We start from the raw sequence: 26158 nt of genomic DNA, 5'->3' as shown, positions 1-26158 counted from the left end.
TGGGAACTGATCAGTCAGATTGATAAGCCCGGGCCAGACACTCCTTGGCGCTTTTCTTGAGCTTCTTTATCAGGCGTTCCTGGCGCAGGGCTTCGCCCTTGCTCGCGCAAGCCTCGGTATACACCAGCGCCACCGCCGGGCTGGACAGAAAAAACCGCGCGCCCTTGCCGCTCTGGTGCATCGCAAAGCGGCGCAGCGGATCGTTGCTGATCCCGCAATAGAGCGCGCCATTGGCCGCCCGGACCAGGTAGACAAACCAGGGTTTGGGCGCGACAGGTTCAGGTGGGCTGTTCACAAAAGGTTCTGGCAAACGAAAAGAGCGCCAATCTTATCAACGACTGGCCTGGAACGCCTTCAACCCTTTCAACGCCTGGCCGCGCACCGCGTTGCGCACCAGCGGCGTCCAGCCCAGCAGCAGGCCCTTGGTGCCAAGGGCCTGACGCGACCAGCGCCACAGGTCGAAATGGTCGTGGTGCTCGCAGATCTTGCCGTCGCGAAACACAAAGCGCGCCTGGATATCGTTGACCACCGTGCGGCCGGTCTGGCTGAACAGGTAGGTCGCCACCCAGTGAGCACTGCCTTTGTTGTCGTCACTGTGTACCTGGTCGAAGGTCAGGGAAAAGTCCTTGGCCCGGGTGGTGAGCATGCGCCACATGTCGCCAGCATCGCGCCCGCGCAATTCGCCGAACGCCGGGTCGCTGAACAGCACATCCTCGGTGTAGCAGGCACTCATGGCCTCGGCATCCAGGCGCTGGAAGGCGCCATAGAATTCGTTGATCAGGGCGTTATGGGCGTCGCTCATGGGCAGCATCCGGCAAAGGGTTGAAAGTCACTTACGATAGTGTGCATGGGCCTGCAACACCATCGGCATTGATCTGCGGAATACCTAGGGCACCATCCCGCAGCTGCGAGCATAGGCGAACAGATCCACGTCGGTGGAAATACACAGGCGGTTCATGGCCGTGCTTTTCTGTTTGCTGATGGTAGAAATGCTGCGATTGACCCGCGCGGCGATCTGACTGACCGTCATGCCACTGGCGAGCATGCGCACCACTTCGCGCTCCTTGCCGGACAACTGCGGCTGTTGCGACTGGTCGCCCGTACCCGCCTCCACCAACTGCACCCGCAGGCATTCGCTGACAAAGGTCTGGCCGGCGTGCACCGTCTTGATAGCCAGGGGCAACTCCTTGGCCGAGGCACTTTTGGCGACGATCGCCTGTGCGCCATGGGCAAAGGAGGCGCGCAAGGTGGCGACATTGGCAAACATGGTCACCAAAATCACCGGCAACCTCGGGTACTGGCGGTGCAACAGGCTCAGCAGGCCATAGCCGTCAGCCTGCTGGCCGCCCGGCATAGCGAAGTCGGTCACCAGTACGTCGCAGGGCGTGGTTTCCAGCAACCGCAGCAGTTCATCGGGGCCATCGGCCTCCCCCACGACTTTGCACCGACCATTCGCCTCGATTACCACTCTCTGCCCGATACGCACAATGGGATGATCGTCAGCAATAATTACGCGAAGCATAAATACCCACGGATGATGGCAACTTGAATCCGCGCAAAATACCTGCGCCGGTCCCCTTCAACAACTGCCTGAGCTCCCGGTTTTTTCATCACGATCAATGTTTGGTAGCCAGCTCGGCAACACCTACAAAATAAAAAGAAAACGCCTACACCAAAAACTTTCAACACAGACTTCCATTTACCTACAAATCGACAAAGGCATCACAGCGAGCCCAAGTAAGTGAGGTAGGTATGCAAGTCAGCCTGGAACGCTTCCAACTGCGGCGCGCTCAATGCTATGCCCTGGGCATGGACGCGCTCGATCAGGCGCATGCCTCGCAACTCCAGGTCCGCCACCCCGAGGAAGGCCAGGCTCCCCACCAGGCGATGCAAGCGCTCGGCGGTCAACGGCGCATTCAGAGTCCGGCACGCATGAGCCAGGCCGACACTGTCCTCGCGGGCTTCGCAAAGCAGGCTGGCGAGCATCTGGTCCACTACAAGAGCATCGCCAAAAGTTTCAATCAGGCCGGCACGGGTCGGCCAGAGTGCCGAAACGGGCACCGGCGCCTGCACATCGGCCGGGCCTGGCAGCCACAATGCCAATACGCTATGCAATTGCCCCAGGGACAACGGCTTGAGCAACCAGGCATCCATGCCTGCATCGCGGCAACGCTGGGGGTCGTCATGTACCAGGTTACCGGTCAAGGCAATGATCGGTACGCGCCTCTGGGCGTTAGCGTGTTCACGCAGACGGATTGCACGGCTCATGGTGTAGCCGTCCATATGCGGCATCTGACAATCACTGATCACCAGGTCGAATCGTCGTTCGGTAAGGGCTGCCAGCCCGTGCTGCCCGTCGCCGACCAATTGATGGCCCAGCCCGAGCTGTTTGAGGAACCACCCCATTAAGATGCGGTAGGCGGAGTGGTCTTCCACCACCAGTACCTTGAGGTGCTGCCAGTGCACAGGCGGTGTAGGCGAAGGTGTCGGTTCACGGGAAAGCACTGCGTTGGAAAATACGCCAGTCTCCATGGTCACCTCATGATTGCGATGGGTCCTGCAACGCCCAGCGCTCGTAGTAGGCCGGCAACGCTGACGCAACAGCCAGGGGACGTGCGAACACTTCACACGACTGCTATCGCACTACAAAAGTAGCCTTATGAAGGCGGTCATGACGATGCAAAAACTACGAAAAAACCAACTTTCCTACAAAACAAATTAACTTATTCCGACACGCTCCAAACTGATTTCCCTCTCCCGCCGATTGTCGTAATAGTTGTATTTCCCCTGCCCAGTCTCCCCGCTAAATTGCGCCTACCCCGAGAAGAGGGAGCTCAGGCGCCGCCCCGCAGCAGCCCTGAAACCCATAAGCCAAGCCGCCTTGTAAGCCACCCTTCACAAAGGGCAGGTATTGCCGTGTGCGCCTTATCAGCCGAACCTGCACTGGAACAACCTGAACATGAACAAGTCGTTAAACCTGGTGGGCACCGCCCTGTTGCTCGCCAGTGCCTCGTCGGCCTTTGCCGCCAGCACCGTGGACCTTACGGTCAAAGGGCTTATCACCCCAAGCGCCTGCACCCTCACCGTGCCGGGCGCTATCGACTTCGGGAAAATCTCGGCCAAAGACCTGAACCCGGACACACAAACACGAATTGAAGACAAGACCCTGCAACTGACTGTGAATTGCGAGGCCATGACGCTGTTTGCGATCAACCCTGTCGATAATCGGGCAGGTACATCGCACGGCACCAATGCCTCAGGCTATGGCCTGGGGCTGATCAATGGCACGGAAAAACTCGGGATGTATGTAGTGATCGTGCGTAACCCCGTCGCCGACATCCCATCGCAAATGCTGCAATTTCGCGATGGCACATGGCGCATGCAGTGGGACGACGACTATGTCGCGCCCAACCGGTTGATTGCATTCGGCAGCTTTGTCCCGGATGTCGGTTACTTGCCGCACCCCCTCGAAACCGCATCCGTGGAGATCGTGCTCAATACCTGGATTGCCCCGGCAAACACGCTGACCCTGACCGATGAGGTGGCGCTGGACGGTTCGGCAACCCTGGAAGTGAAGTACCTCTAAACCGGTCGACGCTGCTTGGACCACTCCAGATAAAGGGCCCTATGTCTATGAACGCTTTTGCCTCCAGACTCCTACTGACATTGCTGTTCACACCGGCGGCATTCGCCGCCAGCACCACCGACCTCGCCGTCAAAGGCACCATTACGCCCAGCGCCTGCGCACCGTTGATCTCAGGCGACGGCACCATCGACTTCGGGAAAATGTCGGCCAAGGACCTCAACGCCGACCAGCACACCAAACTGCCCAATCAATCCATGCTACTGAGCGTGCGCTGTGAAGCACCGACGCTTTTCACCCTGAACACTGTCGACAACCGTGCCGGCTCCTCGGCCAACCACGACAACTGGCATGGCCTGGGCATGACGCCCGAGGGCGAGAAACTGGGAGGGTCCGCCTTTCATCTCTACACCCCGATAGCTGACGGTGCCCCGGTACGGACCATTACCTCGCGAGACGGCGGCGTGACGTGGGAACTGACCAATATGCTCAACCACACCCTGGTGACGGCAGTTGCGAGGGGCAATGACCTGGTACCTATCGCCGTCCGCGCCTTGGACGCGGAGATCCGCCTGTACACCCACATTGCGCCTGCCGATGGCCTGACCCTGACCGACGAAGTCCCCGTCGATGGGCACGCCACGGTCCAGGTCAACTATCTGTAACGCCACACACAGCCCCAATCGAAAGGAACTCGCTCCCATGAAACCCGTGTTCACCGCCATCGCCACCAGCCTGCTGCTGCTTGGCTCTGCCACCAGTTACGCGGCCTCCACCGTCGACCTGACCGTCAAGGGTCTGATCGTACCCAGCGCCTGTACGCCTAACATGGACCATGGCGGAATCGTCGACCATGGCAAGATTTCCGCGAAAGACTTGCATGCAGACAGCCCCACACAAATCGGCACCCACGTCCTGATACTGGGGGTCACGTGCGATGCCCCGATTCAATTTGCCCTGCACGCCATCGACAACCGCGCCGGCTCGTCCCCCACTGCGGCCCAGTTCGGCCTGGGCTTGATCAACGGCACGCAAAAACTGGGCTGGTTCGGGTTGACGCTGCGCAACGCGGTCGCCAACGGAATACCGATGCAGCCGATTGCATCCGCAGACGGCGGCAATACCTGGTACAGCGAAAAGTTCTGGAATCCAGGTTTGTACATGGCCGCAGCCACCATGGATGACGCCACCCAGCCGGCCTCCATCCAGGAGCTGGTGGCGGAACTGGTGGTGGAAACCAGCATTGCCCGTACCGACGGCCTGGACCTGAGCAACGAGGTCACCCTCGATGGTTCCGCCACCCTTGAAGTCAAGTACCTGTAACCCTTGGACGCCCATGCCTGGCTGAGACTTGCGGGCATGGGTATTTCTTTCGTATCGGCCGTGTCTACTTCGGCCAGTGGCGCCCACCGATGAACACCTACCCTCGCCTTCTGGCGATCTGGCTTTTGCTGACGAATGGCGCAGCGGCCTTCGCCGCGTCTTCTGTCGATATCACGGTAACGGGGCGGCTGACGCCGGATGCCTGCCACGTGACGCTGTCAGAGGACGGCACGGTTAATCATGGGAAAATTCCCGCCCACACCCTCAACGCCAACGAGTTCACCGTACTACCGGGCCAGTTGCTGGAACTGAAGGTGCAATGCACCAGGCCGATGTTGTTTGCCCTGGTGGGGCTCGATAACCGCGCGCAATCCTCACTGGCCCCTGGTTTCTTCTATGGCTTGGGCCGAAACATCCACGTCCCGGCCGAGCGCCTGGGGTCCATCGCCCTGTCCTACCGCAACCCCCAGGGCGACTCACAGCCCATGCAGGTCCTGGCCTCCACCGACAGTGGCGAAACCTGGCGCCCGGAACCCAATGCGTACCCCAAATCCTATGTCGGCTTTGCCCTGCCCGGAGATCGCCAGCCGGACTTCATCGGCCAGTTGACGACTCAATTGCGCATCGACACGTCGATCAACTTCACCCAGTACCTGACCCTGAATCAGGAGGTGCCGCTCGATGGCTCCATCGTGCTGGACCTGCGTTACCTCTGACCTCTTCACGCTGCCCCAATGGAAGACCCCGGCATGACCACAACCTTACTCAAAACAACAACCTGCTGGCTTGCCCTGTCGCTGCTGCTTGGCGCACAGGCCCAGGCCGACGGCATGGTGCCGGACACCTCCGTGGTGATTATTTACGAAGCCGAGGGTGAGGCCGCCGTTTCAGTGACCAACACCGACGGCCAGCTCGCCTTGTTGCACGTCACCCTGGAAGACATTCCCGAAGACACCGAACCCCTGCTGGTAGTCACGCCGCCACTGTCACGGGTGGAGCCGGACAAATCGCAATTGGTCCGTTTCATCCTGCAAAGCCAACAACCGCTGCGTACCCAGCGGCTCAAACGGGCGATCTTCGAAGGTATGCCCCAGGGCCGTTCCGCGGCCAAAGCCGGGCACGCACAGGTCGGCGTGACGGTGCGCCAGAACCTGCCGGTGATCATCCACCCCAAGGGCCTAGCCCTCAATCGCACGCCCTGGACCAGCCTGACCTGGTCGCAACAGGGCAGTACCTTGCACGTGCGCAACGACAGCCCGTATGTGGTGCGCCTGGCCCAGGACCTGCGCCTGCTGCCCGGTGACGGCAAAGCCATGCTGCCTCGCACCTACGTGTTGCCCGGGGAGACCCTGAGTGTGCAGGCCAGCGGCGGCCCCGCCACTAAAGTGCGACTGCAACCGGCCACCGTCTACGGCTTTGCGGCTGCCGCCTACGAAGCCCCGATCATCTGACGAGCAACAAGAGGTTCCCGCCCCGCCACAGACGCCCTTCAATCGAGTGCCTTTCGTGAAAACAATATTGAGCTCCCGTGACGGCGAAGCAGTGCCCGACACCCCCGCTCGCCTTGCCTTCCCCGCGATGCTGCTGGCCTGTGCCTTATTGCCGGGCAAAGCCTGGGCCGAAGCACGGCCCGGCTTCGACGCCACCACCCTGCACCAGCGCGGCATTGACCCACAGTTGGCCAACCTGCTGCTGGACGCCCCGCGCTTTGCCGCCGGCAGGCAGGCGGTGAGCCTGCGGGTCAACGGCCAGCCTCGTGGGCGCCTGGAGGTGGGTTTTGATCAACAGGGCGTACTGTGTTTTGACCGATCCTTGCTGGACGCCGCCAACCTGACGATCCCCGGCGACGAAGGGCCCTGCCATGATTTTCTCGCGCAGTACCCACAAAGCCTGGTGGAGCCGGCCCCCGCCAGCCTCAGCGTGTCCCTGGTGGTGCCGACCGATGCATTGCGCCCGGTGCAACAGGACGTCTCGGGCTATGAAACCGGCGGCGTCGCCGGCTTGCTCAATTACGATCTCACAGGGTTCTATAACCGCTTCGGCGACGGCAACAGCCGGTTTGGCTCGGCCAATACCGAGGTGGGTTTCAACGCCGGCGACTGGATCGTGCGCAGCCGCCAAGTACAGACCTGGCAGGATGGGCTGTCGCGCAGCACCCATCTGGAGGCCTATGCCCAGCGCACCTTTGCCAGCCATCAAGCCGTGCTGCAAGCCGGGCAGATCAGCCTCTACAACCCGGTGTTATCCGGTGCGCAGATCACCGGGGTCCAGGTCCTGACCGAACAGGCTCTACTGGAACAGGGGCAAAGCGCGACCATCGACGGTATTGCCAACAGCCCGGCGCAAGTCGAGGTGCGGCAGAACGGCGCGTTGATTCACTCCACGGTGGTGCCCGCCGGACCGTTCTCCCTGACGGACGTACGGCGCCTGAACTCGCGTTCGGACGTCGAAGTCACGGTCAAGGAAAGCAGCGGCGGCGAGCGACGCTTCACCGTCCCCGCCGCCATGCTCGGCCTCGGGTTGCCAGCACCGGGGTACTCGGTGGCGGTGGGCCGTGTGCGCAATATCGGCGATGCCCAGGGCGACGATCCGTGGGTCGCCAGCGCGGGCTGGACCGGTGCCGTGCACTCGCAACTGTCCCTGGGCAGCGGCGTGCTGGTGTCCAGTGAATACCGGGCTGCGGGGCTGAGCCTGGGTTGGCTGCCGTGGCTGGACAGTCAGATCCAGCTGTCCACACAGCTCGCCGATACCCAGGCGCGGGACAAGGTCCGTGGCCTGCAAACCGACCTGTCCTGGGCCCAGCGCCTGAATGATCAATGGTCGTTCAGCGTGGCCAATTCCTGGAGGACACCGGGCTATCGGGAACTGGAAGAAGCCACCTACGCGCCCGACACCACCCAGCAACCGCGCTCCCGTTATCGCGATCAACAAAGCGCCACGCTGGGCTGGTCCCACCCGTGGCTGGGGGCTTTCAGTGCCGGGGTTTCGCGCTCGAGCAGCGCTGACGGCGAGAGCAGCAGTCGCGGCCTGGCGTCCTGGGGCACCAGCGTCGGCGGGGTGTCATTGTCGGCCAGTGCCGAGTGGCAGATGGGCGGGCGCCAGCAGCAGGACAACGCGGTGTACCTGAACGTCAGCCTGCCTCTGGGCGAGAGCCGCCGCGTGCGGGCCTGGGTCCGCAACTCGGGTGGCGAACATCGCACGGGGCTGGGGCTGAACGAACAGATCGACGATCAATTGAGTTACCGCGTCAGCGCCGAACACGACACCCGCGACCAGCAGGTCGAAACCACCCTCGGCCTCTCGGCCCTGCCCCGCTACAGCCAACTCGATTTCAGCTACAGCCGCGCCGATGCCGAGCGTTCGAGCTATCAGGGCAGCGCCCGGGGGGGCGTGGTGCTGCATGGTGGCGGTGTCACGTTGTCGCCGTATGCGGTGCGCGACACCTTTGCCGTGGTGGCGCTGGGCGACATGGGCGGTATCAAGCTGAGCACGCCCAGCGGCCCGGTGTGGACCGACTGGCAAGGCCAGGCCGTGGTGCCCCAGGTGAGCGCCTATGGCCGCAGCCCGGTAGAAGTGCAGACCCGCTCGCTGCCGCGCAATGCCGATATCAACAATGGCCTGACCATGATCTCGGCCGGGCGCGGCGCCGTGCAACGGGTCGAATTCGGCGTGACCTTGACCCGTCGAGTGTTGCTCACCGCGCGCACCGCGCAGGGGGAGTTGCTGCCCCGTGGCGCCTCTGTCAGTACCGCCAGCGGCGAGTTCGTGACCCTGGTGCAGGACGGTGGCCAGGTGTTCCTGCCCAACGTGCTGGAGCAGTCCGAATTGTGGGTCAGCGCACCAGAGATGGAGCGCTGCCGGCTGCAGTTTGAACTGCCGGCCAAGGGCGATCCCCAGGTGTACTTCGAAACCGCGCCAGCGAGCTGCAACGCCTTATGAGGACGATCACCATGCGCCTTTTCCGCGCCCCAAAGCGACTGATGGCGGTCGTGCTTACCGTCGGCCTTGCCGGCAATGCCCTGGCCGATGACGAGTGCCAGTTGACCCTCAGTGAATCCTTGCTGGATTTGGGCCTGATGAGCCGCCTTGCACAAAACGACAGCGCCCCCCAGCGCCTGCTCGGCGAACGCCGCCTGAGCCTGAACCTGAGTTGTCCGCAACCGGCGGATATGGGTGTGTTCTATCGGGCCCTGGCGGCGAATGCGCAATACCTGCAATTTACCGAACATGGACACTACGCCCTGCAAGTCAGCGATGGCGTGCTGGATGGCCAGGCAGTGGAGCTGGGGTTACTACCGGGCGCCGGCCAGCCTCCCGCCACCGTCGCCACAGCGTTGAACTGGCGTCCAGGCCATGGGGTGGTGCCGATGGTCGGCGGCACTCCGGTGCAAGGCCAGCACTTTTCCCTGCAAGTAAGCCTCAGTGCCTGGGCCGACGTGGCCGCGACCCACGTGCGCGATGCGACCACCTGGGAAGTGTCGGGCACCTTCGACGCCCCCCAAAGCGGACGCTACCGGGAACTGACCCTGCGCGCCCACTTCGCCCCCGTCGCTTGCACACCGCAGTTATCCAACGGCGGCCTGGTGGATTACGGCACCTTGCTGACCAAGGACCTGAGCGCCACTGCAGAAACCCCGCTGCCCACCCGTACGTTGCAGTTTTCCGTGAATTGCGATGCCCCCGCACGCTTCGCCCTGGTGATGCACGACAACCGATTCGGCTCGGCCACCGGCGGCACCGATGAGACCGCCTACGGCCTGGGCGTGGATGCCAGTCACAACAAAATCGGTCGCTACTATCTGAACATCGACCCGGCGGACTTCAGCGCCGATAACCTGGGCACCCTCTATCGCACCGACTCCACCAGCAACGGCCAGGCCTGGAGCAGCGCCACCGCCCGGCAGATCCCGATCGCCGCCAATAGCCTGATGGGGTTTACCGACAGCATCGGCAGCACCCTGGGGCCGATTGCCGCTCAACACCTGGTCGGCACGGTGCGCATCAAGCCCTACCTGGCCCCCACCCAATCCATGGACCTGCGCAGCGTGGTGCGTATCAACGGCTCCGGCACCCTGGAAATCATCTACCTCTGACCTCTGGAACCTTCTTTATGCACAAGCACTGCCTGGCTTTGCCCGCCCTGCTGTTACTGGTCTCGGCGCAACCTGCGCTGGCCGCCTCGACCGTGGACCTGAGCGTCAAAGGCCAGGTCACGCCGACAGCCTGTACCCCGCTGCTGTCCAGCGGCGGGATGATCGACTACGGCAAGATTTCCCAGCATGACCTGAACCTCGACAAGGGCACACGCCTGCCGATCAAGCAGTTGCAAGTCAGAATCGGCTGCAATGCCCCAGCGCGCTTTGCCCTGCGCATGCGCGACAATCGCAACGGTTCGGCCACGGTCAACAGCGAGATCTATTACGGGTTGGGGTTCGACAACAGTGGTAATCGCATCGGGCTGTATTCCATGACGTTTGATCCCAGAAAAACGCTGGTCGACAGTACTTCGCTGATCTACGGCACCGAGTCCACCACCGGCGGCCTGGCCTGGCGTACCGCCAACCTCAACACCATCGAGATTGGCGCCAACAGTTACCTGGGTTTCACCGAAACCAAAGACAGTGTCGCCGGACCGTCGGCGATTCAGGTTCTGATCAGCACGGTCAAAGTCGAGGCGGTGATCAATGCCCGGCAGAACCTGGACCTGAGCACCGACACCCCGCTGGATGGCTCGGCAACCCTGGAAGTGCTGTATCTCTAGAGTTTCTCGCTGGTGACCTGCACATACTGCGTACGTCCTGCGCCCAGCCCGGCGACGATTGCACCCAGGCCGATTACCGCGAAAATCCAGCCAATGGCCGTCCAGCCGCCGGTCCAGTCATGCACCAGGCCGACCGCGAACGGGCCAAGGGACGCCAGGGTGTAACCGATGCCCTGGGCCATGCTCGACAGGTTGGCGGCCACATGGGAATCGCGCGAGCGCAGCACGATCAAGGTCAGCGCCAGGCTGAACGTGCCACCCTGGCCCAGGCCCAACAGAATCGCCCAGCCCCACAGACCGTCCAACGGTGCATACAGGCACCCGAACAGGCCGCCGAGGGTCAGCAGCATCACCACCACAATGGCCAGGCGTTGATCCTTGCCACGGGTGGCCAGCCAGGGTGCGGCCAGGGAGCTGGCCAGTTGCACGATGATCGAGCCGGACAGGGCCAACCCGGCTTCAGTGGCACTCAGGCCACGGCCGATGAGGATCGACGGCAGCCAGCCGAACACGATATAGGCCAGGGACGATTGCAGGCCCATATACAACGTCACCTGCCAGGCCAGCGGGTCGCGCAGCAAGCCCTTGACCCGATACGCCACCTGGTGGGCGCCGTGTTTCTGCCCGACTTGCGGCAACCAGAACAGCGCCGCCAGCAGTGCCGGCAGCATCCAGAAGCCCAGGCCGATGTTCCAGCTGTCTGCGAAGTAATGACTCAACGGCACCGTGGCCCCTGCTGCCAACGCCGCGCCCAGGCACAGGGCCATGGTGTAGACACCCGTCATGGCCCCGGCCTGCCTGGCGAAGTCACGCTTGACGATACCCGGCAACAACACCCCGATAATGCCAATACTGGCCCCGGCCAGCAGACTGCCGGCGAACAGCCCGACCTCACCGAATGAGCTGCGCAGAATGATCCCGGCGGCCAGGGTCAATAAAATCCCCAGCACCACCCGCTCGGCGCCAAACCGTCGGGCGAGGATCGGCGCCATGGGCGCAAACAGGCCCAGGCACAGCACCGGCAAGGTGGTCAGCAGGCCGGCCTGGGCCGCCGACAACCCCAGGCTGGCGGACACTTCACTGAGCAGCGGTGCCATGCTCGACAACGCCGGGCGCAGGTTCAACGCCACCAGGATCAGGCCCAGTAACAACAGCCACGGACGATGCACCTGCGGCGGACTGTGCTGGACCACCTCGTCGTCGGCCTCGGCGTCGATCAGCAATTCTTCAAGGGCATTTTCTGGGCGGGGCATGGCGTTCTCGGGTTCAAGGTTCATTGATCAACTGCCGGGACAGGGCTTTGGCGCGCTCCGGGGCCTGCTGCTCCACGGCATTGAGCAGTTCGACATGCAGGTCGAACACTGCCTGGCGACGCGGCTTGATATTCAGGGTCTGGCGCAACTGGGCGCCGACGATGCTGGAAAAGTACTGGTACAGCTCGCTCAAGGCCGGGTTGTGGGCCGCGTCCACCAGGCGCTTGTGGAACACCAGGTCGCACTGGATGTAGTGCTCCAGGTCGCCGTGGTAGTGCTCGCCACTGGCCTGCAGCGCTTGGTGCAGGCGTTGCAGATCCTCAGGGGTGCGGCGCAAGGCCGCCAGGCCGACGGCCTCGACCTCAAGAATCTGCCGCGTCTCCTGCGCCTGCTCCAGGGTGCACTGGGACATGGCATTCATCACCCCCAACGGATCGGTCATGGAACGCAGGTAGCTACCGTCCCCCTGGCGAACCTCGATCAGCCCGGAGAACGCCAGCACCCGCATGGCTTCGCGCACGGTATTGCGGCTGATGCCCAGCTCGGCCGACAGCTCCGGCTCGGTGGGCAGGCGCTCGCCAATCGCCCATTTGCCTTGGGTGATGCGCTGGCGCAGTTGGTCCAGGGCCTGGTCGACCAGGGAGCGTTTGATCAGAGGGGCGATGTCTGGCATGGGTTTTGTGCTTTCGTCCAATCATAGGATGAATTTTCGTACAGCCTATTCGGAGTTGCCTACAGAAGCAACGCACCAGGGTTTTCAGGCGGGCAAAGGAAGCGAATTTTCGATCAGTAAAATTACCCTTCAAGGGTAATTATTGGCCTCAGGTGTCTTATGGAAAAGTACCCACCTCATTACGATTTGGCGGTGATAAAGGCGGATGTCAGGCGGCTTGGAAGGAACGCAAAACCATCAGTGTCCAGGGCATGGAGCGTCGGGTCGACACTCTTTCAGGCTGGGAATGCAAAGCCTGTGGCGACGGCTTTTGGGACCCCGATACCGATAGTGCGGATCGCTATGCAGAAGCGGGTGATGAGCTGGTTCTCGCCGCGCGAAAAATGATCGGCGCCGAGATAAAACGCATCCGCCGAAAACGGCACCTTACACAAAAAGAAGCCGTGCAATTGCTGTTCGGGGGCGGCCACAACGCGTTCTCTCGGTACGAACGCGGTGAGTTGATGGCACCCAAACCCTTGGTGCTGTTGATGCGGTTATTGGATCGTCACCCACATTTGCTGGCAGACGCAAAAGTTCTCGCCGAGGGTGCTGATTTGCGCGGTGCCTTCACCTCTACCGTGAACAGCGACACTGAAGTACTCAACGCTTCCTAGCCGCAAAAAAAACCCGGCGCCAGGCCGGGTTGGTCTCAAACATCCATCAATGCAAAATCTGACTCAAGAACAACTTGGTCCGCTCATTCTGCGGGTTGTCGAAGAAGTCATTGGGCGCCGCCTGTTCCACGATCTCGCCCTTGTCCATAAAGATCACGCGGTTGGCCACGGTGCGCGCAAAGCCCATTTCGTGGGTCACGCACAACATGGTCATGCCGTCTTCGGCCAGGCCGATCATGGTGTCCAGCACCTCCTTGACCATCTCCGGGTCGAGGGCCGAGGTCGGCTCGTCGAACAGCATGATTTTCGGCTTCATGCACAGGGCACGGGCAATCGCTACGCGCTGTTGCTGGCCGCCCGACAATTGTCCCGGGAACTTGTGGGCCTGCTCCGGGATGCGCACGCGCTCCAGGTAGTGCATGGCGATTTCCTCGGCCTTGCGCTTGGGCATTTTGCGCACCCACATCGGCGCCAGCGTGCAGTTCTGCAGGATGGTCAGGTGCGGGAACAGGTTGAAGTGCTGGAACACCATGCCCACTTCCCGGCGCACGCTTTCGATCTGCTTGAGGTCATTGGTCAGTTCCACGCCATCGACCACGATGCGCCCCTGCTGGTGCTCTTCCAGGCGGTTGAGGCAGCGGATGGTGGTGGATTTGCCCGAGCCCGACGGCCCGCACAGCACGATGCGCTCGCCCTGCTTGACGTTGAGGTTGATGTCTTTCAACACATGGAACTGGCCGTACCACTTGTTGACGCCCTGCATCTGGATAATGCCTTCAGGGCTCACCGGCTGTTTGATTGCTTCGCTCATCAAAAAACTCCTAACGCTTGTGGCCAGTGTCGAGCTTGTGTTCCAAATGAATGGAATAGCGCGACATACCAAAACAGAAAATCCAGAACACCAGGGCCGCGAACACATAGCCTTCAGTGGCCATGCCCAGCCATTTCGGGTCGGCGGCGGCTTGCTTGACGCTGTTGAGCAGGTCGAACAAGCCGATGATGATCACCAGGCTGGTGTCCTTGAACAGCGCAATAAACGTGTTGACGATGCCGGGGATCACCAGCTTCAGGGCTTGCGGCAGGATCACCAGGCCCATGCTGCGCCAGTAGCCCAGGCCCATCGCGGCGGCCGCTTCGTACTGCCCCTTGGGAATCGCCTGCAAGCCACCGCGCACCACTTCAGCCACATAGGCCGACTGGAAGAGGATCACGCCGATCAGGGCCCGCAGCAGCTTGTCGATGCCCATGCCTTCAGGCAGGAACAGCGGCAGCATCACCGACGACATGAACAGCACGGTAATCAACGGCACGCCGCGCCAGAACTCGATGAAGGTCACACACACCACACGAATCGCCGGCATGTTCGAGCGTCGCCCCAGCGCCAGCACAATCCCCAGGGGCAAGGCCCCGGCGATGCCGACAGTGGCGATGACCAGGGTCAGCATCAGGCCGCCCCATTGGCTGGTGGCGACGTTGGTCAGGCCGAAGATCCCGCCGTGCAGCAGGAAGTAGGCGATGATCGGGTACAGCACCAGAAAGCCCAGGCCATAGACCGCCTTGCGCTGAAACCGCGAGATAAACAGCGGTGCCACGCCAATCACGGCCAGCCACACGGTGAGGTCCACGCGCCAGCGCAGGTCGCCGGGGTAGTAGCCGTACATGAACTGCCCGAAGCGCTGTTGGATAAACACCCAGCAGGCGCCTTCCTTGGTGCAGTCGGCGCGGGTGGTGCCGACCCAGTTAGCGTCGAGGATCGCCCACTGCAGGATCGGTGGCACCACCAGGTACACCAGGTAGAACGCCAGCAAGGTCAGCAGGGTATTGAGCCAACTGGAAAACAGGTTGGCGCGCATCCATGCCATCGGGCCAAAGACTTTGTTCGGCGGCGGCATATCAGGTTTGAAAGTATGGGAAGTCATACGGGTGTCCTCACCGTTCGATCAGCGCAATGCGCTTGTTGTACCCGTTCATCAGCAGGGAAATGCTGATGCTGATTGCCAGGTACACGCTCATGGTGATGGCAATGACCTCGATGGCCTGGCCGGTCTGGTTGAGCACCGTGCCGGCAAACAGCGAAACCATTTCCGGATAGCCGATACCGGCGGCCAGGGACGAGTTTTTCGCCAGGTTCAGGTATTGGCTGGTCAGCGGCGGGATGATCACCCGCAGGGCTTGCGGGATGATGACCTTGCGCAGCGTGGGCCCGGGGCGCAGGCCCAGGGAGCGCGCGGCTTCGGTCTGGCCGTGGCTGACCGACTTGATGCCCGAACGCACGATCTCGGCAATAAACGCTGCTGTGTAAACCGTGAGCGCCAGGGTCAGCGCCAGCAGCTCGGGGATCAGAACCCAGCCGCCGACGAAGTTGAAGCCCTTGAGTTCCGGCATTTGCCAATGCACGGGCGCGCCAAACAGCAACGTGCACAACGCCGGGATCACCAGGAACAGCGCCAGGCCTGCCCAGAATTTGTGGAACGGTACGCCGGTGGCTTCAAAGCGTTTATTGGCCCAACGGCTCATCAACACAATGGCGATGATCGCCACCATCACGCTGACGACAAACGGCCAGAACCCATCGGCCGCGACGGCCGCCGGCATGTTCAGGCCACGGCTGCTGACAAAAAAGGTGTCGCCGAAGTTATGACTGTTGCGCGGCCCCGGCATGGTCAGGAACACCGCGAAATACCAGAACAGGATTTGCAGCAGCGGCGGAATATTGCGAAACACCTCCACATACACCGTCGCCAGTTTGCTGATGATCCAGTTCGGTGACAGCCGGGCCACGCCGATGATAAACCCGAGGATGGTGGCCAGGACCACACCGATTACAGTGACCAGCAAGGTGTTGAGCAGACCGATCACAAAGACCCGGGCATAGCTGTCCGATTCGGTGTAGTCGATCAAATGTTGAGCGATGCCGAAACCGGCGCTGCGCTCGAGGAAGTCGAAGCCGGAGGTAATGCCCCGGTGCTGAAGATTGGTTTGCGTGTTGTTGAACAGGTACCAGCCCAACGCGACCACCGCCACGATGGTGATGATCTGGAACAGCCACGCACGCACTTTTGGATCACTGAAGCTGAGCTTCTGTTTTGGTGCGCCGATTTGAGTTTGCATTAAGTGCCCCGCAAAAAATGGAACAGAACATCACCCGGCGGTTGGCCCACCGGGTGATAGAACCATCAGCGATCAGCGCACAGGAGGTGCGTATTGAATGCCACCGTTGTTCCACAGCGCGTTCAGGCCACGGTCGATTTCCAGCGGGGTGCTCTTGCCCAGGTTGCGCTCGAACACTTCACCGTAGTTACCGACCTGCTTGACGATCTGGACCACCCAGTCCTTCTTCACTTTCAAGTCTTTGCCGTATTCGCCGTCAGCGCCCAGCAAACGGGCAACGTCCGGGTTCTTGGTGGCCTTGGCTTCAGCCTCGACGTTTTTCGAGGTGATACCGGCTTCTTCAGCGTTGAGCATGGCGTAGCCCACCCAGCGCACGATGGCCAGCCACTCGTCGTCGCCATTACGCACGACCGGGCCCAGGGGCTCCTTGGAAATGGTTTCCGGGAGGACCACGTAGTCTTTCGGCGCGGCCAGCTTGCTGCGCTGGGCGAACAGTTGCGACTTGTCGGAGGTCAGCACGTCGCAGCGCCCGGACTCCAGGGACTTGGCGCTTTCATCGGAGGTGTCGAAGGTGATCGGGGTGTACTTGAGGTTGTTACCACGGAAGTAGTCGGAAACGTTCAGCTCGGTGGTGGTACCGGCCTGGATGCAGATGGTTGCACCGTCCAGTTCCTTGGCACTTTTCACGCCCAGCTTGTTGTTGACCAAAAAGCCGATGCCGTCGTAGTAGGTGATGAACCCCGGGAATTTCAGGCCCATGCCCGCATCGCGGGAGCTGGTCATGGTGGTATTGCGCGAGAGGATATCGACTTCGCCAGACTGCAGCGCGGTGAAACGCTCCTTGGCATTCAATTGGCTGAACTTGACCTTGGTCGCGTCGCCGAACACCGCAGCGGCCACAGCGCGGCAGTAGTCAGCGTCAATCCCGAGGATCTTGCCGCTGGCATCCGGCACCGAGAAACCCGGCAGGCCGTCGCTGACGCCACATTGCACAAACCCTTTCTTCTGCACTGCATCCAGGGTGGCACCGGCCTGGGCCAGACCACTGATCCCCAATACGGTCGCCGCAGTCACGATGGCCAGGGTGGACTTCAATACCTTCATTCAAACCTCCAGTTGCTCTTGTTGTGTCGGAGCTCGAACCTCTGCGCACCCTTATGAGGCGATATCGACCCGTGTTGGCTTTTTTTGGGGTCAAGCAGCAAGAGGCTGTCGCTGTCATTGCAGCGGCTATCCCAGAGGCGGTAGTCACTGATAGTGTTACCGTCCCCGGATAGTTCTGACATCGACCTACACATAGCAAGCGCCGTACCAGAGTGTCAGCTGAGTCGTTTCAGCCCAGGATCAATCGCAAAACAGTCAACCATGCGACATCTTGTTAACTGAGCCGCCTTGCACGAACTGCCTTGTCGCATCTCTTCGGCGCGCACGCACATTTATGGAGCAAACATGACCGACCCCTTGATTCTTCAGCCCGCCAAGCCCGCAGACGCCTGCGTAATCTGGTTGCATGGCCTGGGTGCCGATCGCTACGACTTCTTGCCAGTGGCGGAGGCGTTGCAGGAAACCTTGCTGTCCACGCGCTTTGTATTGCCCCAGGCTCCGACCCGTGCGGTGAGCATCAATGGCGGCTACGAGATGCCAAGCTGGTACGACATATTGGCCATGACCCCGGCACGGGCCATCAGCCGTGAACAGCTGGATGAGTCGGCAAAAATGGTCATTGATTTGATCGACCAACAAAAAGCCAGCGGAATAGACGCCTCGCGCATTTTCCTTGCCGGCTTCTCCCAAGGCGGCGCGGTGGTCCTGCACGCCGCCTTTATGAAATGGCAGGGGGCCTTGGGTGGCGTGCTTGCCCTCTCCACTTATGCACCGACGTTCAGCGATGAACTGGAACTGTCCGCCAGCCAGCAGCGCATTCCGGCCCTGTGCCTGCACGGCCAGTACGATGAAGTGGTGCAGAACGCCATGGGCCGCAGCGCCTATGAGCATTTAAAGCAGCAGGGTGTCACCGTGACATGGCAAGAATACCCAATGGGTCACGAAGTGTTACCCGAAGAGATCCGCGATATCGGTCAATGGCTAAGCCAACGCCTTGGCTAAAAGACCGCCATTGTGTAGCCGCGTGTCCAACGCACTACGCCGCGCCCGATTCTTGCATTACACTGGCCGGCGTACATTCCTTAACCAATTGATGAGATGACCGTGCTCAAAGCACTCAAGAAGATGTTCGGTAAAAGCGAGGCTGAACCACTCGCCCCTGTTCCCAGCGCCCCGGCCCAAACTTCCGGCAGCCGCAATGACGGTAAACAGCCTGGCCGAACCGCGCCCGTTGCCTCGCCAAAACCAGCGCCTGCCACGCCTGCCGCCCCGGCTCCAGCCGCCCAGCCCGTAGAAGAACCACCGCGCGTAGAAAAACCGCGCCGCGAACGTGCGCCAAAACCGGTGGTAAAGCCGTGGAAACTGGAAGACTTCGTGGTTGAGCCCCAAGAGGGCAAGACCCGCTTTCACGACTTCAAGCTGGCCCCGGAACTGATGCATGCCATCCAGGACCTGGGCTTTCCATACTGCACGCCGATCCAGGCCCAGGTACTAGGCTTCACCCTGGCCGGCAAAGACGCCATTGGCCGCGCCCAGACCGGTACCGGCAAGACCGCAGCGTTCCTGATCTCGATCATTACCCAGCTGCTGCAAACCCCGCCGCCCAAAGAGCGCTACATGGGCGAGCCACGGGCACTGATCATCGCCCCGACCCGGGAGCTGGTGGTGCAGATCGCCAAGGATGCCGCCGACCTGACCAAGTACACCGGCCTCAACGTCATGACGTTTGTGGGCGGCATGGACTTCGACAAACAGCTCAAGCACCTGGAAGCGCGGCACTGCGACATCCTGGTCGCCACCCCGGGCCGTTTGCTGGACTTCAACCAGCGTGGTGACGTGCACCTGGACATGGTTGAAGTGATGGTGCTGGACGAAGCCGACCGGATGCTCGACATGGGGTTTATCCCACAAGTGCGTCAGATCATTCGCCAGACCCCACCGAAAAACGAACGCCAGACCCTGCTGTTCTCCGCGACCTTCACCGAAGACGTGATGAACCTCGCCAAGCAGTGGACCACCGACCCGTCCATCGTCGAGATCGAGGCGCTGAACGTCGCCAGCGAAAACGTCGAACAGCATATCTATGCGGTGGCCGGTGCCGACAAATACAAGCTGCTCTACAACCTGGTCAACGACAACGGTTGGGAGCGGGTCATGGTATTTGCCAACCGCAAGGACGAAGTGCGGCGCATTGAAGAACGCCTGGTTCGCGACGGCGTCAATGCCGCGCAACTGTCCGGCGACGTGCCGCAGCACAAACGCATCAAGACCCTGGAAGGCTTTCGCGAAGGCAAGATCCGCGTGCTGGTGGCCACCGATGTGGCAGGCCGCGGGATTCATATCGACGGCATCAGCCACGTGATCAACTTCACCCTGCCGGAAGTGCCGGACGACTACGTACACCGTATCGGCCGTACCGGGCGTGCAGGCGCTGCCGGTGTGTCGATCAGCTTTGCCGGGGAAGACGACTCGTATCAATTGCCGTCGATCGAAACCTTGCTGGGCCGCAAGATCAGCTGCGAAACGCCGCCGACGCACTTGCTGCGTCCCGTAGAGCGTAAACGCCCTTAAGCTGGAATGCGGTAAAAGATGTGGGAGCGGGATTGCTCGCGAACGCAGTGAATCAGTCAATATGTCCAGAGACTGACACACCGCATTCGCGAGCAAGCCCGCTCCCACATTTGCTTTCAGCGCTTTCACATTCAAGGAGGAACACATGAACCAGGCCGACTACATCATCATCGGCGGCGGTATTGCCGGTGCCTCCGCCGGTTACTGGCTGTCCCGACACGCCCGCGTCATCGTGCTGGAGCGTGAGTCCATGCCGGGCTATCACTCCACTGGCCGCTCGGCCGCGCTGTATATCGCCGCCTACGGTACCCCGCAAGTGCGCGCCTTGACCCTGGGCAGCCGCGACTTCTTCGATCACCCGCCCGCTGGTTTCAGCGAGCATCCGTTGCTCACGCCCCGTGGCGAACTGCTGGTGGACCTGCTGGGCGATCCTGACGAACTGCAGCGCCAATACCTGAGTGCCAAGGCCCTGGTACCCGAGACGCAGCTGCTGAGTGCCGAGGAGGCGCTGCACAGGCTGCCGATCCTGCGCCCGGAAAAAGTCCACGGGGCGATCTACGACCCGACGGTCTGCGACATCGACACCGACGCGCTGTACCAAGGCTATCTACGTGGTATCCGGCGCAATGGCGGAGAAATCCACACCGACAATGAAGTGCAGAAACTGACCCGCGACGGCGAGGGCCAGTGGCACGTGCGCACTTCGCAACAACGCTTCAGCGCCCCGGTGATCCTCAATGCCGCCGGCGCCTGGGCCGACACCATTGGCGAGCTGGCCGGAGCGCGGAAGATCGGCCTGCAACCCAAGCGGCGCAGCGCCTTTATCTTCGCGCCACCCGCCGAGGTGAATAGCCACACCTGGCCGGAACTGGCGGCCCTCGACGGCTCGTTCTACATGAAGCCCGACGCCGGCATGTTCCTCGGCTCACCGGCCAATGCCGACCCGGTGGCGCCCCACGACGTGCAACCCGAAGAGCTGGACATTGCCACGGGCATCTATCACATCGAACAAGCCACCACCCTGAGCATCCGCCGCCCGACCCGCACCTGGGCAGGGTTGCGCAGCTTTGTCAGCGATGGCGACCTGGTGTGCGGGTTCGATCCACAGGTCGAGGGTTTATTCTGGGTCGCGGCCCAGGGCGGTTATGGCATCCAGACCTCACCGGCGATGGGCCAGGCCAGTGCGGCATTGGTTCGCCACCTGGCGTTACCCGAGGCGTTGCAGCGTGCCGGCCTGACGGAGGCGATGTTATCGCCCCGGCGCCTGGGTTGATTGCAGGCACGGTGCCCTGCTGGATCATCCTTGATACAACTGCGCAATGATGGGCTGGCGAATGCGCGACGCCTCGTCTCTGAATGCCTGGTAATAGCCTGCACTGCTGGCCGGCATATCCACCAGGCGACTGCCCGTGGCTTGCGGCTGGGGATGGGCCGAACCGGGAGCACCTGGCACGGGTTGGGCAGGATCGCCACCACCCGAGCCTGCCGATGTGGTTCTGGCCTCTACCGAGCGACCAAAGTTGGTACTTCTCAATACGAAACGGGTGACCCCGTAAACCTTGCTGAAGCTAGTGATTCCCTGTTTATCGGTGAACTTATAGCTCAAGCCCAGCATCCGCTTGCCAGCCGCCAGAAAGCTGGCCCCCAGTGGGGCGTCAAAAAAGCTGCTGTACTTGACAAAGTCCTTGGCCGTGCTGGCCTTGAGAGCCGCAGTGTAGGCCATACTTGCCGACGTGTAGGCCCCCGCAAAGCTAACTACCCATGACGCCACAGAGAACCCGAAAGATGCCCACCCCAGGTTTTGGATGTGGTGCGAACGGTCCCAACCCATCGCCCTGTCGACCTCAGCGATACTCAAGGCTGCGACACTAAGCGTTCCCCCAACCACCCCCAACGATGCAGCCCCCAGCAGCGCCGCCTTGGAAGCAACAACCATCCCCGCCGCAGATGCCGCCGCCGTTCCAGCTGCCGCCGCATATGCCGCTACCGCGGTAACAAATCCGGGAGCCGCAAAACCTACCGTCACTATCGACAACACCAGCGCAACTCCGGTCAATACCCACTTCAACCAGTTCGGCAACAACCCGCTGGGGTCCATTAGGTTGACCGGATTACCAGCACAGTAGGCATAGCTGTTGATCCCCCCCTCGTCAAAAGGGCTCAGCGGATCAGGCTGCAAGAACATCATCAGGTGAGGATCGTAGACCCGTTGACCGTTGCCGAGAAAGTAGAGGTTGATCGCCGCATCCAGCCGTTGACCATTCAACGCCGGCAGTTGCAGATCAGCCATGCTACGGACCTTGCCGTCATCCAGCGGGATTTTCGTATCGCCGTAGGGCGTGTAGTGTCGCCGCACATGGGCCTGGCCTGGGGCCGATACGCCGCGCACGCTACCGCTGGCATCGTTCATATGCAGTTGCAGCCCGTCGACGCCCCCGCTGCGTGCCATCACCTCATCCCCGCCGTCGGCGTAGCGGATCTTTTTATTGCCTTCAACCAGAGTCTCCAGCCGGTCGCCGGCGTATGCCAGCATCACCGGCGGCTCACTGCCCCGGGACGCCAGTACCTGACGGGCCTCGGCATCGTATTGGTAGCTGTACTTGAGGGGACCGGCCTGCACTGTGGTCAACTGCTCAAAACCATTGTAGGTATAGGCCTGGCCCGCCGGGTGTGCCTGCAAGTTGCCCGCCGCGTCATACGTCAGGGTGACATCCTGCGCCGGGCGTGTGTGGGTCAGCCGGGTCAGTTGAGTGGGATCGGCACCGGTAAAATAACGCTCGCAGGTGTCTTGCGTGCTGTCGGCAAACGTCGTGACAACCCGAGTAATGTTATTGAGGCTGTCAAAGCTGAAATCCTGCCCGACAATGCCACGCCCCAGATGATCCTTGGGGTGTTCGGGCCCCGTGCAGCGATAGGTCTTGAGCCGCAGAAAGGCATCGTAGGTGAAGGTCTCGCCGATCACCAGGCGTGAGCCGGCGTCCTTGAGTTCCCGTGTCGCCAACATACTGTTGAGGTGATACGTGCTGGTCATGACCTGGAACAGCGCACCGTTCTGCTCGAAGCGGCGCTCGGCTTCCCGACCCAGCGAGTCATAGGACAGCTTGGTAACGACTCGCGTGCTTTCATAGGCGGTGCTCAGGACATGCGGCCGGCCCAATGTATCGTAGGTTTGCTCGATGACCATGGCGCCAGTGGTCATCTTGGAGAACCGCCCGAACACATCGTACTCAAGCTGGCTGGACTGGCCGTCGGCGGAAGTTTGCTGCAGCAGGCGCCCGCCAGGGGAATAGCCATACTGCGAGGTCAGGACGTTGCCGTTGGCGGTTTGGATATCCTTTTCAGGACGGCCGTTGGCATCCATAACGAACTCATGGATCAAGCCATTGGTCTCGGAACGTGTCATAGCACCGGTAACCGGGTCATGCCGGTAGGTGCTCGCCGGATGGCCCGACATCTCAATCCGAGTCGGCACATCCAACTCTGTGTCATAAGTCAGGGTCTGGCGAACCCCACGGGAGGAAACCATGGTGAACGGTTCCATCTCTCCGGCCTTGTACTCCCAGGTCGTGGCCTGCCCCAATGCCCCACGCGTCTGGCTGGTCATTCTGCCGAGGCTATCGTAGGTACGGGCCCCCAGCCGCTTGTTGTCGACCGTAAAAGCACTGGCCAATTCACTGCTGGTGCCGGGGGCGTAATCCGTTTTACGCAGCCGATGAGGAGTGCCATCTATTGGTTTTTGAAGGGTCGTCAGCACCCGGTCGAACACGTCATAGGTCAGCTCAGTGGACGTTTTATTGACATCCACTGCCGTCACGCAGCGCCCCAGGCCATCGTAGGTATACGACGCCAGCTCCACTTTATTATTGTTGGCATCCAGGCGCTCCACCTTCATTGGCTGGTTATGCGTATTGAAATAGGTCAACAGCCGTTCACCGCCAACCACGCCCTCCTCGGTAAGATTGAGCCGCGGGTCATACTCGTTGATGACAACACGGCCATCGGCGTGGGTGACGCGGCTGGCGTTGCCCCACTTACTGTAGGAGTGGACGCTGCGCAACGAGCGTTGCCCGTTGGTCACGTAGTCGCTCTTGACCACTTCCACAGTTTGCCCAAGCGCGTCATAACGCCAAGTGCAGGCGACTCGCTCCTGGCTCGAGCCGATCAATTGTGCTTCGGACACCTGGCGTCCGGCACCGTCGTAGTAGGTAATCGTCTTGTTACCTTGCGCGTCCGCGGTAATCAGATGGGCACGCTTATTCTCTTCGGCAAAATGGTAAGCGTATTGCCGGGTCGCTTTCTGCGGCGCTCCAAGAGCTACGGTTTCTGCGGTCAGCCGGCCATTGACGTCGTACGCCAGGCCCATCGTGCTGCCGCCATCTCGCGTTAACGACAACAGGCGTCGACTGACCATCGAAAGCGTGCGTTTTGCCTCAAGCCATTGATTTCCTTGTTCTTCGCGCCCTTTCAACCGTCGGGTTTCGATCAGGTTATCGCCTTCAATGACGTAACTGAAATCACTGGTCAACAGCTGCCCGCCGACCGTACTGGTGCTGCTCTTCAACCGGCCAGCCAGCGCCACAGGGGTTTCGTAGTAAGTCTGCTGCATCACTAGCACACCAGCCTGGCTGCTCGATTGCTGTAGCACAAAATAACTACTGCCCGTCTGGGGGACGCGCGTATGGGTATATTCCGTGAGTCGCGCGGTAGGCGTGCCTCCTACAGGTACGAGTCGCTCTTGTTTGAGGTAGCGCTGGAACAATTTGTGGGGGTCCGCCGGGCATTTGCCGCTTTCGCCGGCAATCGGGTAATAACTGTATTCGGTGCGAATGCCAGAGGGTTCGGTGCGGCTGAGTTCGTTGCCATAATCATCGGTTTCGATCTGCTGGATCTCTTCCCTCGAGGTGCCACCAGCTACGAGTTCATAGCGATTGGTAACGGTTTTGGGCAGTTGGAAGTTCGCGGGCTGGCTGGGAAATAGACCGGGGAGCGTGTTATAGGTGATATTTACTTTACTGCGCGTTCCCTCGCGTAGGACCTGCTTTTCGGTCAACAGGTGAAACTTATTGTAGGTGGTACGAGTGACGCTCAAGACCGTATTGTTATTGGCCGCGTCAATGCTTTTCTCCTCAGTCCAATAGTCATAGGCGCCGCTAATCAGATACAGGTTGTCCTCACCCTCTTTGAAACCACCCGCATAAGGGAACCCCGTGAAGTTCTGCCCTGGACTGTAATCATAAGTCCGGATCATTGGAGGTTGATTGGCACCTGGAGTCTGCGTCCAACTGGACACACGGGGGATGAATTGGTTGTTGCCATATTGATGACCGTTTTCGGTATAGTTGATCTGCTCAGTTCCGCCCATCGGCGTTTGCACCCGCTCAATCGCAACCAAGCCATTACGAAACGGCGTCCTGTATACAAACGTATAGGCAGCAACCCCCGGCGCACCACTACGATCGTAAGGCGCAGTGACACCTGTAAGGCGATCATTGATCTGTGTAAATCGCGTACGCGCATAACGCCCCCCCTCGACACGTCTATCAGCCGTTTGCAGGCGCCCACTCGCGTAGGTCAGTAGCAGCAACTCTTCCTGTTTGTGATTGAGGATACGCTCAAGAGAACCACCTGGGGCATAGCCGAATCTGAAGACCTCACCATTTTCAAATCTTATGGAAGTAATTCTATAAGGGAGCGTACTACTGGTACGCTCCAAAACTTCAATCGTGCCATCCCGACAAATCACATGCAGCGTGGTTTCATTCGTTCGCCTTACCACTAGATCTTTAAGTTTTCGATCCTTGAAAACCATCGTTCCGCCAACAGAAGGCATACCTTGCGTCTTAAATCGCTCGCCGCTAATCAACGTGAGTTGCGCACTGGAAAGGTCAAATTCCGTATTACTCAGGCGCCACCCCAACCCATAAGGTACACGGCCAGGCTCAAACATTGAAAATAACAAAACAATACTGCGACTGACCTCGAGAGGCCCCTCAGGAGATAATTGAGCCAAATTGATTTGGGCACCATACTGACCTGTTCGTGGATCGACGGAACCGTTCAAGTACGAGGAAAAATTAAATGCGTTGGAATAGACATTCATGGTAAGCACCTGTTCTGAAGACG

At 60.7% G+C, this 26158-nt stretch carries 22 protein-coding genes and 2 pseudogenes; 13 read left to right on the top strand and 11 right to left on the bottom strand.

Annotated features, from left to right (window positions below; genetic code table 11):
- Positions 1-10 precede the first annotated feature (10 nt).
- From HBR94_RS02490 to HBR94_RS02475, 4 genes are all read right to left on the bottom strand, one after another.
- Positions 11-295 (bottom strand): GIY-YIG nuclease family protein, encoded by a 285-nt coding sequence (locus HBR94_RS02490; protein WP_057444436.1) that lies wholly within the window; start codon positions 293-295, stop codon positions 11-13.
- Between the two features lie 36 nt (positions 296-331).
- Entirely contained in the window at positions 332-802 is a 471-nt protein-coding gene (locus HBR94_RS02485) for a nuclear transport factor 2 family protein (protein ID WP_057444437.1), read from the bottom strand.
- Positions 803-886: 84 nt separating this feature from the next.
- Positions 887-1522 carry a response regulator transcription factor gene (locus HBR94_RS02480; protein WP_057438263.1) on the bottom strand — a complete coding sequence of 212 codons (636 nt, stop codon included), beginning with the start codon at positions 1520-1522 and terminating at the stop codon, positions 887-889.
- Between the two features lie 200 nt (positions 1523-1722).
- Positions 1723-2532 carry a response regulator gene (locus HBR94_RS02475; RefSeq protein WP_170044087.1) on the bottom strand — a complete coding sequence of 270 codons (810 nt, stop codon included), beginning with the start codon at positions 2530-2532 and terminating at the stop codon, positions 1723-1725.
- Positions 2533-2959: 427 nt separating this feature from the next.
- Here HBR94_RS02475 and HBR94_RS02470 point away from each other — a divergent pair, with 427 nt between their 5' ends.
- The 8 genes from HBR94_RS02470 to HBR94_RS02435 all read left to right on the top strand — a co-directional run bounded on the left by HBR94_RS02470 (position 2960) and on the right by HBR94_RS02435 (position 10667).
- Entirely contained in the window at positions 2960-3586 is a 627-nt protein-coding gene (locus tag HBR94_RS02470) for a DUF1120 domain-containing protein (protein WP_057438259.1), read from the top strand.
- A gap of 47 nt (positions 3587-3633) precedes the next feature.
- Positions 3634-4248, top strand: a complete 615-nt coding sequence (locus HBR94_RS02465; RefSeq protein ID WP_115128931.1) for a DUF1120 domain-containing protein — start codon at positions 3634-3636, stop codon at positions 4246-4248.
- Positions 4249-4285: 37 nt separating this feature from the next.
- Positions 4286-4906, top strand: coding sequence for a DUF1120 domain-containing protein (locus tag HBR94_RS02460; protein WP_170044086.1), 621 nt, complete (start codon positions 4286-4288; stop codon positions 4904-4906).
- 89 nt (positions 4907-4995) lie between these two features.
- Complete coding sequence (locus tag HBR94_RS02455; protein WP_115128933.1) at positions 4996-5622, top strand: DUF1120 domain-containing protein; 627 nt, start codon at positions 4996-4998, stop codon at positions 5620-5622.
- A gap of 33 nt (positions 5623-5655) precedes the next feature.
- Entirely contained in the window at positions 5656-6357 is a 702-nt protein-coding gene (locus tag HBR94_RS02450) for a fimbria/pilus chaperone family protein (protein ID WP_115128934.1), read from the top strand.
- Between the two features lie 55 nt (positions 6358-6412).
- The gene (locus HBR94_RS02445) at positions 6413-8845 is read left to right on the top strand and encodes a fimbria/pilus outer membrane usher protein (protein WP_346342828.1); all 2433 of its coding nucleotides are present in this window, start codon (positions 6413-6415) and stop codon (positions 8843-8845) included.
- Between the two features lie 11 nt (positions 8846-8856).
- Positions 8857-9999 carry a DUF1120 domain-containing protein gene (locus HBR94_RS02440; protein ID WP_170044085.1) on the top strand — a complete coding sequence of 381 codons (1143 nt, stop codon included), beginning with the start codon at positions 8857-8859 and terminating at the stop codon, positions 9997-9999.
- Between the two features lie 17 nt (positions 10000-10016).
- The gene (locus tag HBR94_RS02435) at positions 10017-10667 is read left to right on the top strand and encodes a DUF1120 domain-containing protein (RefSeq protein ID WP_169959725.1); all 651 of its coding nucleotides are present in this window, start codon (positions 10017-10019) and stop codon (positions 10665-10667) included.
- On the opposite strand, the gene HBR94_RS02430 is transcribed toward HBR94_RS02435, so the two are convergent.
- Together HBR94_RS02430 and HBR94_RS02425 are read right to left on the bottom strand one after the other, a co-directional pair.
- Positions 10664-11944 carry a CynX/NimT family MFS transporter gene (locus HBR94_RS02430; protein WP_170044084.1) on the bottom strand — a complete coding sequence of 427 codons (1281 nt, stop codon included), beginning with the start codon at positions 11942-11944 and terminating at the stop codon, positions 10664-10666. The genes HBR94_RS02435 and HBR94_RS02430 overlap by 4 nt on opposite strands.
- Positions 11934-12593, bottom strand: a complete 660-nt coding sequence (locus HBR94_RS02425; RefSeq protein ID WP_057958539.1) for a FadR/GntR family transcriptional regulator — start codon at positions 12591-12593, stop codon at positions 11934-11936. The genes HBR94_RS02430 and HBR94_RS02425 overlap by 11 nt, the downstream gene beginning before the upstream one ends.
- A gap of 159 nt (positions 12594-12752) precedes the next feature.
- Here HBR94_RS02425 and HBR94_RS28925 point away from each other — a divergent pair.
- A pseudogene (locus HBR94_RS28925) lies at positions 12753-12824 on the top strand (type II toxin-antitoxin system MqsR family toxin); the annotation flags it as partial.
- A pseudogene (locus HBR94_RS02420) lies at positions 12824-13249 on the top strand (type II toxin-antitoxin system MqsA family antitoxin); the annotation flags it as partial. The pseudogenes HBR94_RS28925 and HBR94_RS02420, both read left to right, overlap by 1 nt.
- A gap of 46 nt (positions 13250-13295) precedes the next feature.
- On the opposite strand, the gene HBR94_RS02415 reads toward HBR94_RS02420, so the two are convergent.
- The 4 genes from HBR94_RS02415 to HBR94_RS02400 form a co-directional block, all read right to left on the bottom strand.
- Complete coding sequence (locus tag HBR94_RS02415; protein ID WP_045062117.1) at positions 13296-14060, bottom strand: amino acid ABC transporter ATP-binding protein; 765 nt, start codon at positions 14058-14060, stop codon at positions 13296-13298.
- Positions 14061-14070: 10 nt separating this feature from the next.
- Positions 14071-15168: an amino acid ABC transporter permease gene (locus HBR94_RS02410; RefSeq protein WP_115128940.1), complete on the bottom strand. Its 1098-nt coding sequence runs from the start codon at positions 15166-15168 to the stop codon at positions 14071-14073.
- Positions 15169-15178: 10 nt separating this feature from the next.
- Positions 15179-16360: an amino acid ABC transporter permease gene (locus HBR94_RS02405; protein ID WP_170044082.1), complete on the bottom strand. Its 1182-nt coding sequence runs from the start codon at positions 16358-16360 to the stop codon at positions 15179-15181.
- Between the two features lie 72 nt (positions 16361-16432).
- Entirely contained in the window at positions 16433-17464 is a 1032-nt protein-coding gene (locus HBR94_RS02400) for an amino acid ABC transporter substrate-binding protein (RefSeq protein WP_057438245.1), read from the bottom strand.
- 345 nt (positions 17465-17809) lie between these two features.
- On the opposite strand from HBR94_RS02400, the gene HBR94_RS02395 reads away from it, so the two are divergent.
- The 3 genes from HBR94_RS02395 to HBR94_RS02385 all read left to right on the top strand — a co-directional run bounded on the left by HBR94_RS02395 (position 17810) and on the right by HBR94_RS02385 (position 21308).
- On the top strand, positions 17810-18466 hold the full coding sequence (locus tag HBR94_RS02395) for an alpha/beta fold hydrolase (RefSeq protein WP_057958536.1): 657 nt from the start codon (positions 17810-17812) through the stop codon (positions 18464-18466).
- A gap of 96 nt (positions 18467-18562) precedes the next feature.
- A complete protein-coding gene (rhlB, locus tag HBR94_RS02390; protein ID WP_115128943.1) occupies positions 18563-20035 on the top strand; it encodes an ATP-dependent RNA helicase RhlB in 1473 nt (490 codons plus the stop codon).
- Between the two features lie 145 nt (positions 20036-20180).
- On the top strand, positions 20181-21308 hold the full coding sequence (locus tag HBR94_RS02385) for an FAD-binding oxidoreductase (protein ID WP_057958534.1): 1128 nt from the start codon (positions 20181-20183) through the stop codon (positions 21306-21308).
- 24 nt (positions 21309-21332) lie between these two features.
- On the opposite strand, the gene HBR94_RS02380 is transcribed toward HBR94_RS02385, so the two are convergent.
- A complete protein-coding gene (locus HBR94_RS02380) occupies positions 21333-26135 on the bottom strand; it encodes an RHS repeat-associated core domain-containing protein (RefSeq protein ID WP_170044081.1) in 4803 nt (1600 codons plus the stop codon).
- Between the last annotated feature and the right edge of the window lie 23 nt (positions 26136-26158).

The sequence above is a fragment of the Pseudomonas sp. WS 5412 genome, from assembly GCF_012985615.1.
GTDB classification, from domain to species: domain Bacteria; phylum Pseudomonadota; class Gammaproteobacteria; order Pseudomonadales; family Pseudomonadaceae; genus Aquipseudomonas; species Aquipseudomonas shahriarae.
This window is presented reverse-complemented; position numbering and strand designations above follow the sequence as displayed.